Annotated in this window: 12 protein-coding genes; 10 read left to right on the top strand and 2 right to left on the bottom strand. The window is 70.6% G+C overall.

The features are described 5' to 3' along the window. The first annotated feature begins 62 nt into the window (after nt 1-62). The 6 genes from ABZT17_RS43150 (at nt 63) to ABZT17_RS43125 (ending at nt 8,873) form a co-directional block, all read left to right on the top strand. Nucleotides 63-1,271, top strand: a complete 1,209-nt coding sequence (locus ABZT17_RS43150; RefSeq protein WP_356357661.1) for a S8 family peptidase — start codon at nt 63-65, stop codon at nt 1,269-1,271. An 86-nt stretch (nt 1,272-1,357) separates the two neighbouring features. Then, a complete protein-coding gene (locus tag ABZT17_RS43145) occupies nt 1,358-1,867 on the top strand; it encodes a hypothetical protein (protein ID WP_356357660.1) in 510 nt (169 codons plus the stop codon). A gap of 345 nt (nt 1,868-2,212) precedes the next feature. Continuing rightward, nucleotides 2,213-3,034, top strand: coding sequence for a glycosyltransferase family 2 protein (locus ABZT17_RS43140; RefSeq protein ID WP_356357659.1), 822 nt, complete (start codon nt 2,213-2,215; stop codon nt 3,032-3,034). After that, nucleotides 3,031-4,074: a glycosyltransferase family 2 protein gene (locus tag ABZT17_RS43135; protein ID WP_356357658.1), complete on the top strand. Its 1,044-nt coding sequence runs from the start codon at nt 3,031-3,033 to the stop codon at nt 4,072-4,074. The genes ABZT17_RS43140 and ABZT17_RS43135 overlap by 4 nt, the downstream gene beginning before the upstream one ends. Beyond that, nucleotides 4,067-4,867 (top strand): polysaccharide deacetylase family protein, encoded by an 801-nt coding sequence (locus tag ABZT17_RS43130; RefSeq protein WP_356357657.1) that lies wholly within the window; start codon nt 4,067-4,069, stop codon nt 4,865-4,867. Before ABZT17_RS43135 ends, ABZT17_RS43130 begins: the two co-directional genes overlap by 8 nt. After that, entirely contained in the window at nt 4,860-8,873 is a 4,014-nt protein-coding gene (locus tag ABZT17_RS43125) for a lipopolysaccharide biosynthesis protein (protein WP_356357656.1), read from the top strand. The genes ABZT17_RS43130 and ABZT17_RS43125 overlap by 8 nt, the downstream gene beginning before the upstream one ends. A gap of 12 nt (nt 8,874-8,885) precedes the next feature. Here ABZT17_RS43125 and ABZT17_RS43120 read toward each other — a convergent pair whose 3' ends face one another. Next, nucleotides 8,886-10,307 (bottom strand): xylan 1,4-beta-xylosidase, encoded by a 1,422-nt coding sequence (locus ABZT17_RS43120; RefSeq protein WP_356357655.1) that lies wholly within the window; start codon nt 10,305-10,307, stop codon nt 8,886-8,888. 189 nt (nt 10,308-10,496) lie between these two features. Here ABZT17_RS43120 and ABZT17_RS43115 point away from each other — a divergent pair, with 189 nt between their 5' ends. Then, nucleotides 10,497-11,591: a DUF5925 domain-containing protein gene (locus ABZT17_RS43115; protein WP_356357654.1), complete on the top strand. Its 1,095-nt coding sequence runs from the start codon at nt 10,497-10,499 to the stop codon at nt 11,589-11,591. Nucleotides 11,592-11,622: 31 nt separating this feature from the next. Continuing rightward, nucleotides 11,623-12,375 carry a DUF72 domain-containing protein gene (locus tag ABZT17_RS43110; protein WP_356357653.1) on the top strand — a complete coding sequence of 251 codons (753 nt, stop codon included), beginning with the start codon at nt 11,623-11,625 and terminating at the stop codon, nt 12,373-12,375. A gap of 29 nt (nt 12,376-12,404) precedes the next feature. Here ABZT17_RS43110 and ABZT17_RS43105 read toward each other — a convergent pair whose 3' ends face one another. Then, nucleotides 12,405-12,776: a GntR family transcriptional regulator gene (locus ABZT17_RS43105; protein ID WP_356357652.1), complete on the bottom strand. Its 372-nt coding sequence runs from the start codon at nt 12,774-12,776 to the stop codon at nt 12,405-12,407. 86 nt (nt 12,777-12,862) lie between these two features. Here ABZT17_RS43105 and ABZT17_RS43100 point away from each other — a divergent pair, with 86 nt between their 5' ends. Together ABZT17_RS43100 and ABZT17_RS43095 are read left to right on the top strand one after the other, a co-directional pair. Continuing rightward, the gene (locus ABZT17_RS43100) at nt 12,863-13,795 is read left to right on the top strand and encodes a GNAT family N-acetyltransferase (RefSeq protein ID WP_356357651.1); all 933 of its coding nucleotides are present in this window, start codon (nt 12,863-12,865) and stop codon (nt 13,793-13,795) included. After that, entirely contained in the window at nt 13,776-14,354 is a 579-nt protein-coding gene (locus ABZT17_RS43095) for a DUF402 domain-containing protein (RefSeq protein ID WP_356357650.1), read from the top strand. Before ABZT17_RS43100 ends, ABZT17_RS43095 begins: the two co-directional genes overlap by 20 nt. Nucleotides 14,355-14,494 lie beyond the last annotated feature (140 nt).

Genomic DNA, 14,494 nt, shown 5'->3' with positions numbered 1-14,494 from the left:
GGCGGCGGCCCCCGGGGCGGCGGTCACGGCCACCGGGCCGGCTGGAGGAGGACTCCCCCGCAATGGCACAACTGCGTAGCAGCACACTCCGGTTCGCCGCCGTCAGCACCGTGGCGACCGCCGCCCTCGTCGGCGGGCTCACCGCCCTGCCCGCCCAGGCCGCACCGGCCGAGGGCAGGGTTCTGTCCGCCGGCTCCCCCACCGCGGTCAAGGACAGCTACATCGTCACGCTGAAGAACACCGCCGGCCTCAAGGCGGCATCGAGCGCGGGCAAGGGCCTGATAAAGGAGTACGGCGGCACGGTGGACAAGACGTTCACCAAGGCGCTGAACGGCTACACCGCCACCCTCTCGGCCGCCGAGGCCAGGAGACTCGCGGCCGACCCGTCGGTGGCCTCCGTCGAGCAGAACCAGACCGTCCGCCTGGCTGACACCACCCAGTCCAGCGCCCCCTGGGGCCTGGACCGCGTCGACCAGGCCGCGTTGCCGCTGTCCGGCACGTACACCTACCCGGACAGCGCGGGCAGCGGGGTGACGGCGTACGTCATCGACACCGGCGTCCGCATCACCCACAGCCAGATCAGCGGCCGCGCCTCCTACGGCTACGACGCGGTCGACGGGGACACCACGGCCTCCGACGGCAACGGCCACGGCACCCATGTGGCCACCACGATCGCGGGCTCGACCTACGGCGTCGCCAAGAAGGCGAAGATCGTGGCGGTGCGGGTGCTCGACAACAGCGGCTCCGGCACCACCGCGGGGGTCATCGCGGGCATCGACTGGGTGACCAGCAACCACTCCGGCCCGTCGGTCGCCAACCTGTCGCTCGGCGGCTCCGCCTCCAGCACCCTCGACACGGCCGTCCGCAACTCCATCGCCAGCGGCGTGACCTACGCGGTCGCGGCCGGCAACAGCAGTGCCAACGCCTCCTCGTACTCCCCGGCCCGGGTCACCGAGGCGATCACGGTCGGCGCCACCACCAGCGCGGACGCGAGGGCCAGTTACTCGAACTACGGCTCGGTCCTGGACATCTTCGCGCCGGGCTCGTCGATCACGGCGGGCTGGAACACCAGTGACACCGCGACGAACACCATCTCCGGTACGTCGATGGCGACCCCGCACGTCGCGGGCGCGGCGGCGGTCTACCTGGCGGGCCACACCTCGGCCTCCCCGGCCACGGTCGCCTCGGCCCTGGTCGGCGGTGCCACCTCCGGCGTGGTCACCAGCGCGGGCACCGGCTCGCCGAACAAGCTGCTGAGGCTCGTCCCGTAGCACCGAAGAACCAGATCCGGACGACCGTTCCCCGGAGGCAGCCGGCGCCTCCGGGGAACGGCTGTCCGAAACAGGTTTAGGACCGCATGAGAACTGTTGTCCGCCACCTCGGTGTCTTGACGCCCCGTCCGACGCTGCGCGACATTGAAACCTGGCATCCGGCGCGCTGGGGGGCAAAGTCGCCAATGCAGACGATCCGCATCAAGAGATCATCGAACGACGGGGACACGGAGCGGGCACGGCAGGGACCGGGGAGGGACCTGTCACCACTGCTCGCGGGCGCCGCGACGGCCGTAGGGCTGTTCGGTGTGCTGCTCACCCTCGTCGACTCGGGTTCGCCGCTGCGCGGACCGCTCACCCTGTTCTTCCTGCTCGCGGCACCGGCGACCGCCATCGGGGCGGCGCTCGGCGGGCTGGAACCGTTCGGCCGTGCGCTGGCCGCCCTGGCGGGCTCGGTCGTCCTCAACATGCTGGTCGCACAAGGCATGTTGGCCGTCCATCGCTGGTCCTGGCGCGGCGGAGTGATCGCCGTGACCGTGATCAGTCTGCTCCTTCTTCTTCTAAGTTTCGTAACGGTCAAACCAACAAAAACGTGAGGCCTGGTTCCAGGCCTTGCCATAAGGGTTCAATCATCAATACTGTCGTACATCTCACCCGCATCGGACCATCACCAAGCGGCTCTAGGGGAGGGCTCAAGGACCGCGGTGGTTTCCGGAGCGGGGCGCGGTAGGGGGGTGCCGTGCTCGGTGACCGCACTTGTGACCGAGTCGTGCCGCGCGACCGGCTGCCGCTCAGCGGCGGACGGCCAGCTTTGCCAGCTCGCTTCGGCGTGCACAGGAACCATTTCTGCATGCCGTAGGCGTGAACCCCCCTTTCGAACCGGACACGTAGCCGGGCCGCCCGGGGGCGGGCGGTCCACCGGACGAGAGGGACCAAGACTCATGAGTTCTGTTCTTCGGCCGGCGAGTACGGGCCAGGACCCGTCAGCTGCCAGCAAGTACCGGCCGATCTCTTCTCACCTGGCCATCGCGCCACCGGTGAGTGTGGTGATCCCCGCCATGAACGAGGCGGAGAATCTCCCCTACGTCTTCAAGACGCTGCCCGACTGGATACACGAGGTCGTCCTCGTCGACGGCAACTCCACGGACGACACCGTCGAAGTGGCCCGTGAGCTGTGGCCGAACGTCAAGGTCGTCTCGCAGCAGGGCAAGGGCAAGGGGGACGCCCTGATCACGGGGTTCGAGGCGTGCACCGGCGACATCATCGTGATGGTCGACGCGGACGGCTCGGCCGACGGCAACGAGATCGTGTCGTACGTCTCCGCCCTGGTCTCGGGCGCGGACTTCGCCAAGGGCTCGCGATTCGCCAACGGCGGCGGCACCGACGACATGACGTTCATCCGCAAGCTCGGCAACTGGGCGCTGTGCACGATCGTCAACCGCAAGTTCGGCGCCCGCTACACCGACCTCTGCTACGGATACAACGCGTTCTGGCGGCACTGCCTGGACAAGATCAGCCTCGACTGCACCGGCTTCGAGATCGAGACCCTGATCAACATCAGGGTGGTCAAGGCGGGGCTCAAGGTCCAGGAGATCCCCAGCTACGAGTACCTCCGCATCCACGGCACGAGCAATCTGCGCGCCGTGCGGGACGGGTTCCGGGTGCTCAGGGTGATCCTCGGGGAGCGCTCCAACCGGCGTGAGCTGCGCCGCCAGGAGCACCACTCGCCGATGCTCGAATCGGTACGGGGAGAGGCGTCTTGAGCGATCTCGACGTCTCCGTCGTGATCTGCGTCTACACCGAGGACCGCTGGGAGGACATCCTCGCGGCGGTCTCCTCGGTGCGCTCGCAGTCGCGGCCCGCACTGGAGACCCTGCTGGTCGTCGACCACAATCCGGCCCTGCTGGAGCGACTGACCAAGGAATACAAGGAGTTCGAGGAGTCCGGCGAGGTCCGGGTGCTGGCCAACGCGGGCCCCCGCGGACTGTCCGCGGGCCGCAACACCGGGATCGCCGCCTCCCGCGGCGAGATCATCGCGTTCCTCGACGACGACGCCGTGGCCGAGCGGGAGTGGCTCAGGCGCTTCGCCGAGGGGTACACGGACCCGCGGGTGATGGCCGTGGGCGGCCGTACGATGCCCATCTGGGCGTCGGGCCGCCGACCGGCCTGGTTCCCCGAGGAGTTCGACTGGGTGGTGGGCTGCACCTACAAGGGGCTGCCGCCCGGCCGGGTCCGGGTCCGCAACGTCCTCGGCGGAAACGCTTCCTTCCGTCGTACGGCGTTCGACGCGGCGGGCGGCTTCGCGACCGGCATCGGGCGCGACGGCGACAAGCGCCCGCTGGGCTGCGAGGAGACGGAGCTGTGCATCCGGCTCGCCCGGGCCAGACCCGACGCGATCCTGCTGATCGACGACCGTGCGGTGATCCATCACCGGGTGCCCGAGGCGCGCGAGCACTTCGGGTACTTCCGCACGCGCGCCTACGCCGAAGGCCTGTCGAAGGCGCTGGTGGCGCGAAGTGTGGGCGCGGACAAGGGACTCGAGTCGGAGCGCCGGTACACCACCCGGGTGCTGCCGGCCGGTGTGGCACGCGGTCTGCGCGACGCCGTGCTGGCCCGGTCGGGCGGTGCGGGACGGGCCGGGGCGATCGTCGCCGGGGTGCTCACGGCGGCGGGTGGGTACGTGGTGGGAAGTATGCGGGCCCGCCGTGGCGGAGCGACGTTCTCGGTCGTGGAGATCGAGACGGGGGCCGCCGGGATCGAGACGGGACCCGTGGTCGGGACCAAGGGGGGATCTCATGACTGAGGCACCGGTACCGATCCTGATGTACCACTCGGTGGCGACCGCGCCGAACGACGCCACGCGCGAGCTGTCGGTGGCGCCGGAGGCGTTCGCCGAACAGATGGCGGTGATCGGCGACCTGGGCCTGACCCCGGTCGACACGGCGGGTCTGGCCGCCGGTTGGCGCAGGGGCCGCTCGCTGCCGCCCCGGCCCGTCCTGATCACCTTCGACGACGGCTACGAGGGCGTGCACCGGCACGCCCTGCCCGTGCTCGCCAAGCACGGCTTCGCCTCCACCCTGTTCGTCTCCACCGGTTGGATCAAGGGCGCCCACGACAGCGGAGGCGGCCTCGACACCATGCTCGACTGGGACCAGGTGCGCGAACTCGCCGCCGCCGACGTGGAGATCGGCGGCCACAGCCACACCCATCCCCAGCTCGACCAGCTCGACGACGACCGGCTCCGGTACGAGCTGATCCACTCCAAGGAGATCGTCACCGACGAACTGGGCACCGCCCCGGCCTCGTTCGCCTACCCGTACGGCTACTCCAGCCGCCGGGTGCGCGAGGCCGTCCGCGCGACGGGTTACACCCAGGCACTCGCCGTCGGCAACGGCCTCGCACGGCGCCGGCAGGGCCCGTACGCCCTCCAGCGCGTCACCGTGCGCCGCAGCACCGGGATCGAGGAGTTCGAGCGGCTGGTCGAAGGCCGTGCGATCGCCCGCAACTTCGCCAGGGACCGTGCCCTCACCAAGGGGTACGCCCTGGTCCGCAGAGCACGACAGGTCCGCCGGAAGGCCATCCGTTCCCGTGTCTGACACGACGACCACGACCGAGGCAGCGTCACCCCCGACCGAGGCGCCCGAGCAGTCGGGGCGCCGCCTTCGCCTGCCCGGCCTGGGCAGATCCCCAGGCGGCAGCCCGCTGTTCCGCAACGCCTACGCGCTGATGCTGAACACCGGCATCTCCGCCGTGCTGGGCCTGGGGTACTGGCTCGTTGCCGCCCGCTACTACTCCGAGTCCGCGGTGGGCCAGGGCTCGGCCGCGATCGCCGCGATGAAGCTCCTCGCGGGGCTGACCGCGGTGACCCTGACGGGCGCCCTGGCCCGTTTCATCCCGGTGGCGGGCCGCTCCACCGGACGACTCATCTTCCGTACCTACGCGGCGAGTTGTGTCGTCGTGTGCTTCGCGGCGGGCATCTTCCTGCTGACCCTGGACACCTGGGGGCCGTCGTACCGGTTCCTGCACGGGTCGGTCAAGGGCCTCGGCTTCGTCATGGCCGTGGCCGCCTGGAACCTGCTCACCCTCCAGGACGGTGTGCTGACCGGGCTGAGAAGCGCGCCCTGGGTGCCGGTCGGCAACACGGTGTTCTCGGCCGTGAAGCTGGGGATGCTGGTCGGACTCGCGACCACCATGCCGACCAGCGGTGTCTTCGTCTCCTGGGTCCTGGCGATCGCCACCTCCGTGGTGCCGCTGGGCATTCTGGTGTTCCGGAAACTGGTCCCCCGGCACATCAAGGCCACCGAGGAACACGCGCGTCCGCCGACCGTCAAGGAGATCGGCAGGTTCCTCGCCGGCGACTACACGGGCTCGCTGTTCTCGCTCGCCGTGGTCTACCTGGTGCCTGTGATCATCGCCTCGCAGGTCAGCTCCGAGGACAACGCGTACTTCTACATCACCACGACCATCGGCGGCACGGTCAACCTGCTCGCCATCAACATGGGCGCCTCGCTGACCGTCGAGGGCTCGCACGACCCGGCCCGGCTGTCCGCCAACACCCGCGCCGCGCTGAGGCGCATGGCGCGCCTCATGCTGCCGATCTGCGGGCTCATCTTCGTCGGCGCGCCATGGATCCTCGGCGTCTTCGGCCATGGCTACGCGGACGCGGCGACCCCGCTGCTGCGCTGGTTCGCGATCGGCGCGCTGCTGCGCGTCGTCATGGAGACGTACTTCGCGGTGCTGCGCGCACAGAGCCGCACCGCCGGACTCGCCTGGCTGCAGGGCCTGTTGTGTGTGCTGGTGCTCGGTCTCACCCTGCTGCTCCTGCCCCGGATGGGCCTGACCGGTGCCGGTGTCGCCGAGATCTCCTCGCTCGCGGTGATCGTCACCATCGCCGCGCCGAAGCTCTTCCGGACCATCAAAGCCGCCCCGGCCGCCGACGTGCCGGAGCACGCGGCGCCCGACGGCGAACTCGCCGACCTGGGCGCGCGCGAGGCCCCGGCCGGCGACAAGCCGCGTCGGCGCGGCCCGGCCTGGGCGCTGGACACCGACACCCTCGCCCTGGGCATCCACGTCGACTTCGACCACCAGGAACGCCGCCCGGACGTCCGCCCGGGGCCGGGCACCCCGCCCACGGGCACCCCGGTCGCACGGCCGGACCGCCGGCCCACCTGGGCGAGGCTTCCGGAACTCGGGCCGCCGGGGGGCGGGGCGCCCCTCGGTCTGCCGGTCGAGGAGCGGGAGCCCGGTTCCGAGGTCTCGCTGGGGCGGGCGGGCGAGGACCGAAAGGCCGGCTCGCAGGCATCGCCCGGTCTGTCGCTGGAGAAGCGCGAGCCGGGCTCGGACCCGTCGCCGGACCTGCCCGTCGAAGGACGCGAGCCGGGCTCGGAGGCATCCCTGGGACCGGCCGAGGCGTCACACGGGGCCGGGGCGTCCCAGCGGGCCGGGGCGGAGGTGGACGCGCCGTTCGAGGGCACGTTCGACCTCGGCGCGGGCAAGAGGGTCGTACGGGAGGCCGAGGCGGCGCTCGTGCGGGAGGAGGCGGCCGTACGAGAACCGGAGCCGCCGTCACTCACCTGGCGGGAGCGGCTGCGCCCCAGCCGGACCGGGCTCGTCCTGGGCTCCGCGCTGGTCGTCGCGCTGCTGCTGTACTGGGTGCCGGCGCTGGGGCTCGGCGAGGCCGACCTGGACCGCATGGGCGGGCTCGGCCTGATCTCGATCCTGCCGCTGCCCACCCTGATCGGGGCGGCGCTGCTGGTCGTGGTGTTCGGCTCGCTGCTGTGGCTGGGCCGCGAGCACAAGGCGCTGCTGCTGATCACACTGCTCGCGACGGTCGTCTCGCTGCACGCGCTGCCGGCCGTGATCGAGACCGAGCCGCGCTTCCCCACGGCCTACCAGCACCTCGGCTTCCTGGACTACATCGACCGCACCGGCTCGGCCGTGCCCGACCTGGACGCCCGCTGGAGCTGGCCGGGCTTCTTCGCGGCGGCCGCCTTCATCGCCCGGGCCTGCGGGGTCACCGACTTCACCGAGCTCATCCGCTGGTGGCCGACGACCATCCAACTCCTCTATCTGGCCCCGATGTTCCTGCTGGTGCGCTCGATGCGGGCGAGCTGGCGGGCCAAGTGGACCGGCATCTGGATCTTCGTCCTGAGCGGCTGGGTCGGCCAGGACTACTTCTCCCCGCAGGGCTTCACCTACCTCCTCTACCTGGCCTTCGTGGCCATCCTGCTCGTCTGGTTCCGTGCCCCGCACGTGATCTGGACGAAGCGGCGCCCGGGCGAGGCGGAGGTCGAACCGACGAACCGTCGCCAGCAGGCCGTACTGCTGGGCGTGTTGATCGGTCTGTTCGCGGCGAGTGTGCCGGCCCACCAGCTCACCCCGTTCGTGATGCTGGGGGTGATCGCGGCGCTGGTCCTGATCGGCAGGTCCGAACTGCGCGGTCTGCCCATCCTGTTCGGCGTACTGGTAGCCGTCTGGCTGGGCTTCATGGCCGAGCCGTACTGGTCCGGGCACTTCCAGGAGCTGTTCGGCGGGGTCGGCGGAGTCGGCAGCAATGTCTCCACGTCCGTCTCCGGCCGTATCCAGGGCGGCAGTTCGACCCACAAGCTCGTGCTGTACACGCGCGTGCTGCTGGCCGGCTTCATCATGGCCTTCGCCTGCTGGGGCTGGTGGCGCCGGCGCGACCACAAGTACCGCGAGCGGTCGCTGCTGGTGCTGACCTTCGTCCCGTTCCTGGGCTTCGGCATGCAGTCGTACGGTGGCGAGATGGCCCTGCGGGTCTTCATGTTCGCCGTGCCCGGCGCCGCCCTGCTGGCCGGACTCGCCCTGTTCCCGCGCACCGGCGTCACCGCCGAGGAGCGGGACAAGGACCGGGTGAGCCTGGCTCCGCTGGCCGCGCTGATGGCCGGTCTGCTCCTCATGGGCGGCTTCCTGGTGGCCCGTTGGGGCAACGAGCCGTTCGAGCGGGTGCGGCCCGGCGAGGTCGCCGCCATGGACTATGTGTACGCCCATGACAAGCCGACCGTACGTCTGCTGTGGCTGAGCAACGACACGGTCAACGACGTGACGCCGGCGATGCCGTGGGGCACCAGGGACATGGAGCGGGTCGACTATGTGCCGACGCTGGCACCGGCCGATCCGGTGCTGGTGTCCGGGCTGGTCAAGGCCCTCAAGGACGCGGGTCCCCACTCGTATCTCATGATCAACTCGGGTCAGATCACCTACCTCCAGATGGACGTGGGCTACTCGGCCACCTGGGAGCCCCGGCTGATCCGGAACCTGGACCAGCGGCCGGAGTTGAAGAAGGTGTACGTCAACGCGGACGCCACCATCTACGCCCTCAAGAAGCAGCCCGAGGGCAAGGTGGCCAAGCCCGATCCGGGCCCGATCGGACCACAGATCACCTGGACGCCGTGGTCCGTCGTCGGCGCCCTGGCCGCGCTCGCGCTGATCCTGATGCTGACGGCCCGGGAGGTCGTCCGGGTCGCGATGCGGCCGAGCGTGCGCCAACTGCGCTGGATGCAGAGCAGCTTCTGGTTCTCGCTGCCGCTGCTCGCGGTGCTGCTGGCCTCGTTGGTCCAGAGATTCGTGACGATGAAGTGACTGTGCGGTGGCTCAGCGCCGGAGCCACCGCACCTCGTACGCCTGCATCTCGAACCGCTTCCCGTCGACCTGCGCGCTGATGGACCGGTCGAGGGTGTTGACCACCAGGACCGTCCTGTCGGTGGCGAGGACACGGACGTTGGGGACGTCGTCGGCGGCCACGGGAACGCTCACGTACTTGGTGCCCGGCGGGAACTCCTGGCTGAACCGGGAGACCAGACCGAACATGGGCAGCTTCCTGCCGCCGTCCGAGGTGTCCGTCGGTGTCCACAGACAGCCGGGACAGTCGTCGCCCTTCTCGTCCTCGGGATTCCAGTAGAACCCGGAGGACGCGCCGCCCTTGACCATGGCGATCATCCCGGTGGCCTGCACGGCCACCCGGCGGGTCTCGGACCAGCCCTTGCGGTCGTCGTTGCCGTCGGCGGGCTCGACGTAGTACTCGGCCCACCACAGCGGCAGCTCGCCGGTCTGCCGCCGCACCCACTGCCCTACGGCGGTGAGCTTGTCGGTGGCCCCGAACTCGTCGGGCAGCATCTCGTCGTCGTTGGTGTAGCTGGAGCCGTCCACGACGACGAAGTCCGCACCGGCCTTGTTCCTGTTCCAGTAGTCGAAGGCGTCGAGAACCCGCTGGTCCATCGCGCCCCACGCGCCCTTGAACGTCTTCGACGCCTCGTCGGCACGTGGATCGACACTGTCCATCACGAGATACGGCCCGCCGACCATGATGTCCTTGTCGACCTTCTTCAGCGCCTTGTACACGAGGTTGTACAGCTTGGTGTAACCCTCGTAGTCCCAGCGCCCCTTGGAGTCGTTCCAGAAGCCCTTGAACTCGTTCCAGACGATGAAGTGCCGTACGTCCGGATAGCGCCGGGCGACGGTCGCGGCGAGCGCGGCGAAGTCGGCGTAGTGCTCGGGCAGCGGCGCCGTCTCCAGCGCGGACTGGCTCCAGTCGGTGCTGTCGACCCCGGACCTGCCGCCCTTCATCCAGTCCGGGGAGCAGCAGAGGGTGACGACCGGGGTGCCGCCCGACCTGCGGATGAAGTCGATACGGCGGTCCATCGCGTCGAAGTCGTAACGCCCCTTCACCGGCTCGGGATTGTCCGCGCCCCAGCCCATGATCGCCTGGTCCTGCGGCAGCCCGCCGGCGTCCGAGATCAGCTTCTCGACGCGGTCCGTGGCGGTGGAGCTGCCCTCGTCGGCGCTGTACTGGGTGTGGGTGAAGCCCCAGCCCACGTCGGGTCTGTCCTGGTCCTTCGGAGTCACCGGGGTGCCGTGCACCGTCGCGCCGTTCTTGGAGGTGCCCTTGGTGCTTCCGCCGCTGTCCGGAAGCGTGTTGATCAGGGTCACGATCAGTGCGAGTGCGGCCACGCCCACGCCGAGCAGCGCGGTGAGCCGCCACCGCCGTGCCCCCGAAGTCCACCCATGACGTCCCATTGAGGGCAACGGTACCGGTGTGAACGCCGTCGAGGGCAGATGTTGGGAATGCACGGCTCTGTCGCGATTTCACGGGAGCGGCACCGACCGACACCGACCGATACGGAGCGGTACGGAGCGACACGGACACCCGGGACAGACCGGGGAAATCCAGTGCGCGGAGGGGGTTGGTGCCGGATCATGGACGCCATGTCTGCGAACCCTTACGACGCGCTGCCGATCCGGCTCAACGTCGACGACAGCGACTCGCCGTCCGACGTCGTCGACGCGCTGTTCCTCGGCCGCTTCGCGACGGGCGAGCAGCCGTACTCGCACGCGGCGAACATCGACCGCGTGCGGTCGGGTGCCACGCTGCTGCCCCCGGGCGCCCGCGTCCTGCGCGTCGCCCGCGACGACGACCGCAGCGCCACTCTGGCGGAGGGCGACGGCTGGACCCTGCTGGTCTCCCGCTGGAACCGCGGCGCCGACGTCACCGTCACGGCGACCAGCGCCGAGCTGGCGCAGAAGGTCCTCGACCAGGCGACCGACGGCGCGGCGGACGAGCCCGAACCGCAGCCGGAGAACGTGCCGATGGGCTTCTGGTACGTCTCCCCCAGGCGCGGCCCGCACCGCACGACCCGCCAGATCTCGGCGGGCACCTGGGACGAGGTGCGGGAGAACTACACGGCGCCGGTCGCGGACGCGATGGACCGCCTGATGAAGACGACCCCGCAGGACATCGCCGGCCGGCTGCTCCTGCTTCACGGCCCGCCCGGCACCGGCAAGACCTCGGCCCTGCGCACACTGGCCCGCTCCTGGCGGGACTGGTGCCAGGTGGACTGTGTGCTCGACCCCGAGCGCCTCTTCTCCGACGTCGGCTATCTGATGGACATCGCGATCGGCGAGGAGGACTCGACGGGCAAGGGCCGCTGGCGTCTGCTCCTCCTGGAGGACTGCGACGAACTGATCCGCGGCGAGGCGAAGCACACGGCGGGCCAGGCCCTGTCCCGTCTGCTGAACCTCACGGACGGCCTGCTGGGCCAGGGCCGCAACGTCCTGGTCGGCGTCACCACCAACGAGGACCTGGAGCGGCTGCACCCCGCCGTCGTCCGCCCCGGCCGCTGTCTCGCCCGTATCGAGGTGGGCCGGCTCACCCGCCGGGAGGCGGTCGGCTGGCTCGGCACGGAGGAGGGCGTGGGCCGCGAGGGAGCCACGCTGGCGGAGCTGTACGCCCTGCGCCGCGGAACCTCACCGACGGCCCTCCCGGAACCGCGGGAGGGGGCGGACGCGGGGCTCTATCTCTAGGGCCCCCTAGCCCTAGTGCTTTGATGGAGGTATGACCCTGTTCGTCGGTACGTCGGGGTGGCAGTACAAGGACTGGCGGGGTGTGCTCTACCCCGCCGGATGTCCCATGCGGCTGTGGCTGGAGGAGTACACGGAGCATTTCGCCACCGTGGAGATCAACAACGCGTTCTACCGCCTGCCGAGCAGGGAGACCTTCGAGGACTGGCGGTCGCGGGTGCCGGGTGACTTCGTGGTCGCGGTGAAGGCGAGCCGCTATCTGACCCACATCAAGCGGCTCCGGGACCCGCAGGAGCCGGTGGCGCGCCTGATGGGCCACGCCGAGGGCCTGGGCGACCGGCTCGGCCCGGTCCTGCTGCAGCTGCCACCGACGCTGAAGGCCGACGCGGGACTCCTGGACGCCTGCCTCGACTGCTTCCCGTCCGGCACGAGGGTGGCGGTGGAGCCACGGCACGAGTCGTGGTGGACGCCCGCGACCCGGCAGGTCCTGGAGAACCGGGGCGCGGCCCTGTGCTGGGCCGATGTCCTCTCCCGTCCCGTGACCCCCCTGTGGCGCACCACCGACTGGGGGTACGTCCGCTTCCACCAGGGCCGGGCCCGGGCCTGGCCGCACTACGGCCGGCGGGCACTGGAGACCTGGGTGAGCCGGATCGAGGGGACGTGGTCCGCCGACGACGACGTGTACACGTACTTCAACAATGATCCGACGGGGGCGGCGGTGCGGGACGCGACAGCCTTCGCGGGCGCGGCCCGCGCGACGTCCGTCCCGGTCACCCGGACTCCGTGAGCACGTCTTTCCCCGTTGCCGGGCCGTCCTCAGCTCTCGCCGTAACCGGCCCGCAGCGCGTCCCGGACGGCCGCCAGCGCGTCCGCCTCCGCGAGCCCCAGCCGACGCGCCCGCTCGACGTACGTCTGCGCGGCCGACGCGAGTTCCCGCTGCGCGGCCGAGCCGGCGGCGGCCACATACGTGCCGTTGCGCCCCCGGGTCTCGATCACTCCGTCGCTCTCCAGCGCCCGATAGGCCTTGGCCACCGTGTTGGCCGCCAGACCCAGCGACTCCGCGAGACCCCGGACGGTCGGCAGCCGGTACCCCACCGGCAGCACCCCCTCCCGCGCCTGTTCAGAGATCTGCGACCGCACCTGCTCGTACGGCGCCGCACTGTCGTCGATATGGATCTTCAAGGTCACGCCCCGATTCTTCCGCACCCGGCTCTTCCGCACCCACCGGAAAATGAGGGGCGCCCGGACGGGCCCCACACGTACCGTCCGGGCACATGACCGTCAACGTGCGCGACCTCCGCTCCGACGACCCGGCCGAGGCGGCGGCCTTCACCGACGTACGGCACCGGGCCCTCCCGCACATCATCTGGACCCCGGCCGCGATCCTCCACCGCCTCGCGCACTCCCACCCCGAGGCCCGTTTCAGGTCCCTGGTCGCGGAGGAGGACGGTGAGATCATCGGCACCGCCCAGGCCCAACTGGCCCACGACAGCCCGGAGCCGGGCCTCGGCATGCTCAACATCTACGTCCACCCGGACCGCCTTCACCGGGGCGCGGGCACGCTCCTGGTCCGGGCGTCCGAGGAGCATCTGCGGGCGCACGGCGCGACCAGGCTCTTCGCCTGGGTCCTGGACGAGCCGGCCAACCGGTCCTTCGCCGAACACCACGGCTACCGCGCCAGCCGCTCGGCCCACTTCCTCAGCCTGGACCTGACGGCCGACGCCCTCCCGCCGCTCCCACCCCTGCCGCCGGGCGTCGAGTTGCGCAGCGCCGCCGACCTCGCGGACGATCCGCGCCCGATGTTCGAGCTGGACGCGGAGACGACGTCGGACGAACCGAGCGATGTGGACACCGAGTTCACCGACTACGAGGTCTGGATCGAGGAGAACTGGAAGCACCCGCTGCTGGAGAGGGAGTTGACCACGGTCGCGTTCGTCGACGGCCGCCCCGCCGCCTTCAGCGCGGTCCACGCGGATGCCTCGACCGGACGCTACGCCACCGCCATGACCGGTACGGCCCGCGCCTTCCGCGGCCGGGGCCTGGCCAAGCTCACCAAGAACCACTCCCTGCACCGCGCCCGCGCAGCCGGCTTCACCCGGGCCCTCACGGGCAACGACACCGACAACGGCCCGATGCTCGCGATCAACAAGTGGTTCGGGTACCGGATCGTGGCGACGGAGGTGCGCTATGTCCGCGAACTGGGCTGAGGGGACAAGCGTCCTGGAGATCGTCCTCGTCAAGGCGGGCCGCACGAAGATCCGTTACGAGTCCGAGCTGCTTCACGACGACGGCACCCGCATCACCGTCCGGGCCCCCTGGGCAGGCGCCGGCACCCGCGACTTCGGCTTCGTCCGCTTCGAGCCCGGAGACGTCTTCACCGAGCACTACTGGCGCGACCGCTGGTACGCGGTGAAGGAGGTCCGCGACGCCGAGGGTGTCCTCAAGGGCTGGTACTGCGACATCACCCGCCCGGCCACCCGCACCGGCACCGAGCTGGTCGTGGAAGACCTGGACCTCGACCTGTGGGTCTCCGCCGACGCCGGGCGGATACTCCGCCTGGACGAGGACGAGTTCGAGGCGAGCGGCCTGAGAGACCGGGACCCGGAGGCGGCGTCAGCGGCCCTCACGGCCCTCAACGACTTGGAGGCGCTCGCCGGCGCATGGGCCGCGGGGCATGACAGCTCGCGGCTCCGCCACACGGGCACGCCAAACCACCACGAGCCCGCAGCCAACACCCGCCGAGCCTTCCCACCCCTGGGGCCCTAGGGCGTGTTGCGAAAGCCCCGCCTGCCGGGCGACGCCTGGCACGCACTCTCGCCGCACCGGGCGAAAACCCACGTACAACCAGTACGAAGGCTTCCGCCCGGCACGCCGAGAGCACGCCCCAGACGCCGCCCGGCCAGCCC

This window comes from Streptomyces sp. NPDC005648, from assembly GCF_040605395.1.
Classification (GTDB): domain Bacteria; phylum Actinomycetota; class Actinomycetes; order Streptomycetales; family Streptomycetaceae; genus Streptomyces.
Note: the sequence above shows the minus strand (reverse complement) of the source record. Positions and strands in the feature narration are given on the sequence as shown.

Excerpts from the sequence above, each read along its gene's own strand:
- ABZT17_RS43150 (WP_356357661.1), top strand. The coding sequence starts at position 63 with ATGGCACAACTGCGTAGCAGCACACTCCGGTTCGCCGCCGTCAGCACC.
- ABZT17_RS43145 (WP_356357660.1), top strand. The coding sequence starts at position 1,358 with ATGAGAACTGTTGTCCGCCACCTCGGTGTCTTGACGCCCCGTCCGACG.
- ABZT17_RS43140 (WP_356357659.1), top strand. The coding sequence starts at position 2,213 with ATGAGTTCTGTTCTTCGGCCGGCGAGTACGGGCCAGGACCCGTCAGCT.
- ABZT17_RS43130 (WP_356357657.1), top strand. The coding sequence starts at position 4,067 with ATGACTGAGGCACCGGTACCGATCCTGATGTACCACTCGGTGGCGACC.
- ABZT17_RS43120 (WP_356357655.1), bottom strand. The coding sequence starts at position 10,307 with ATGGGACGTCATGGGTGGACTTCGGGGGCACGGCGGTGGCGGCTCACC.
- ABZT17_RS43115 (WP_356357654.1), top strand. The coding sequence starts at position 10,497 with ATGTCTGCGAACCCTTACGACGCGCTGCCGATCCGGCTCAACGTCGAC.
- ABZT17_RS43110 (WP_356357653.1), top strand. The coding sequence starts at position 11,623 with ATGACCCTGTTCGTCGGTACGTCGGGGTGGCAGTACAAGGACTGGCGG.
- ABZT17_RS43100 (WP_356357651.1), top strand. The coding sequence starts at position 12,863 with ATGACCGTCAACGTGCGCGACCTCCGCTCCGACGACCCGGCCGAGGCG.
- ABZT17_RS43095 (WP_356357650.1), top strand. The coding sequence starts at position 13,776 with ATGTCCGCGAACTGGGCTGAGGGGACAAGCGTCCTGGAGATCGTCCTC.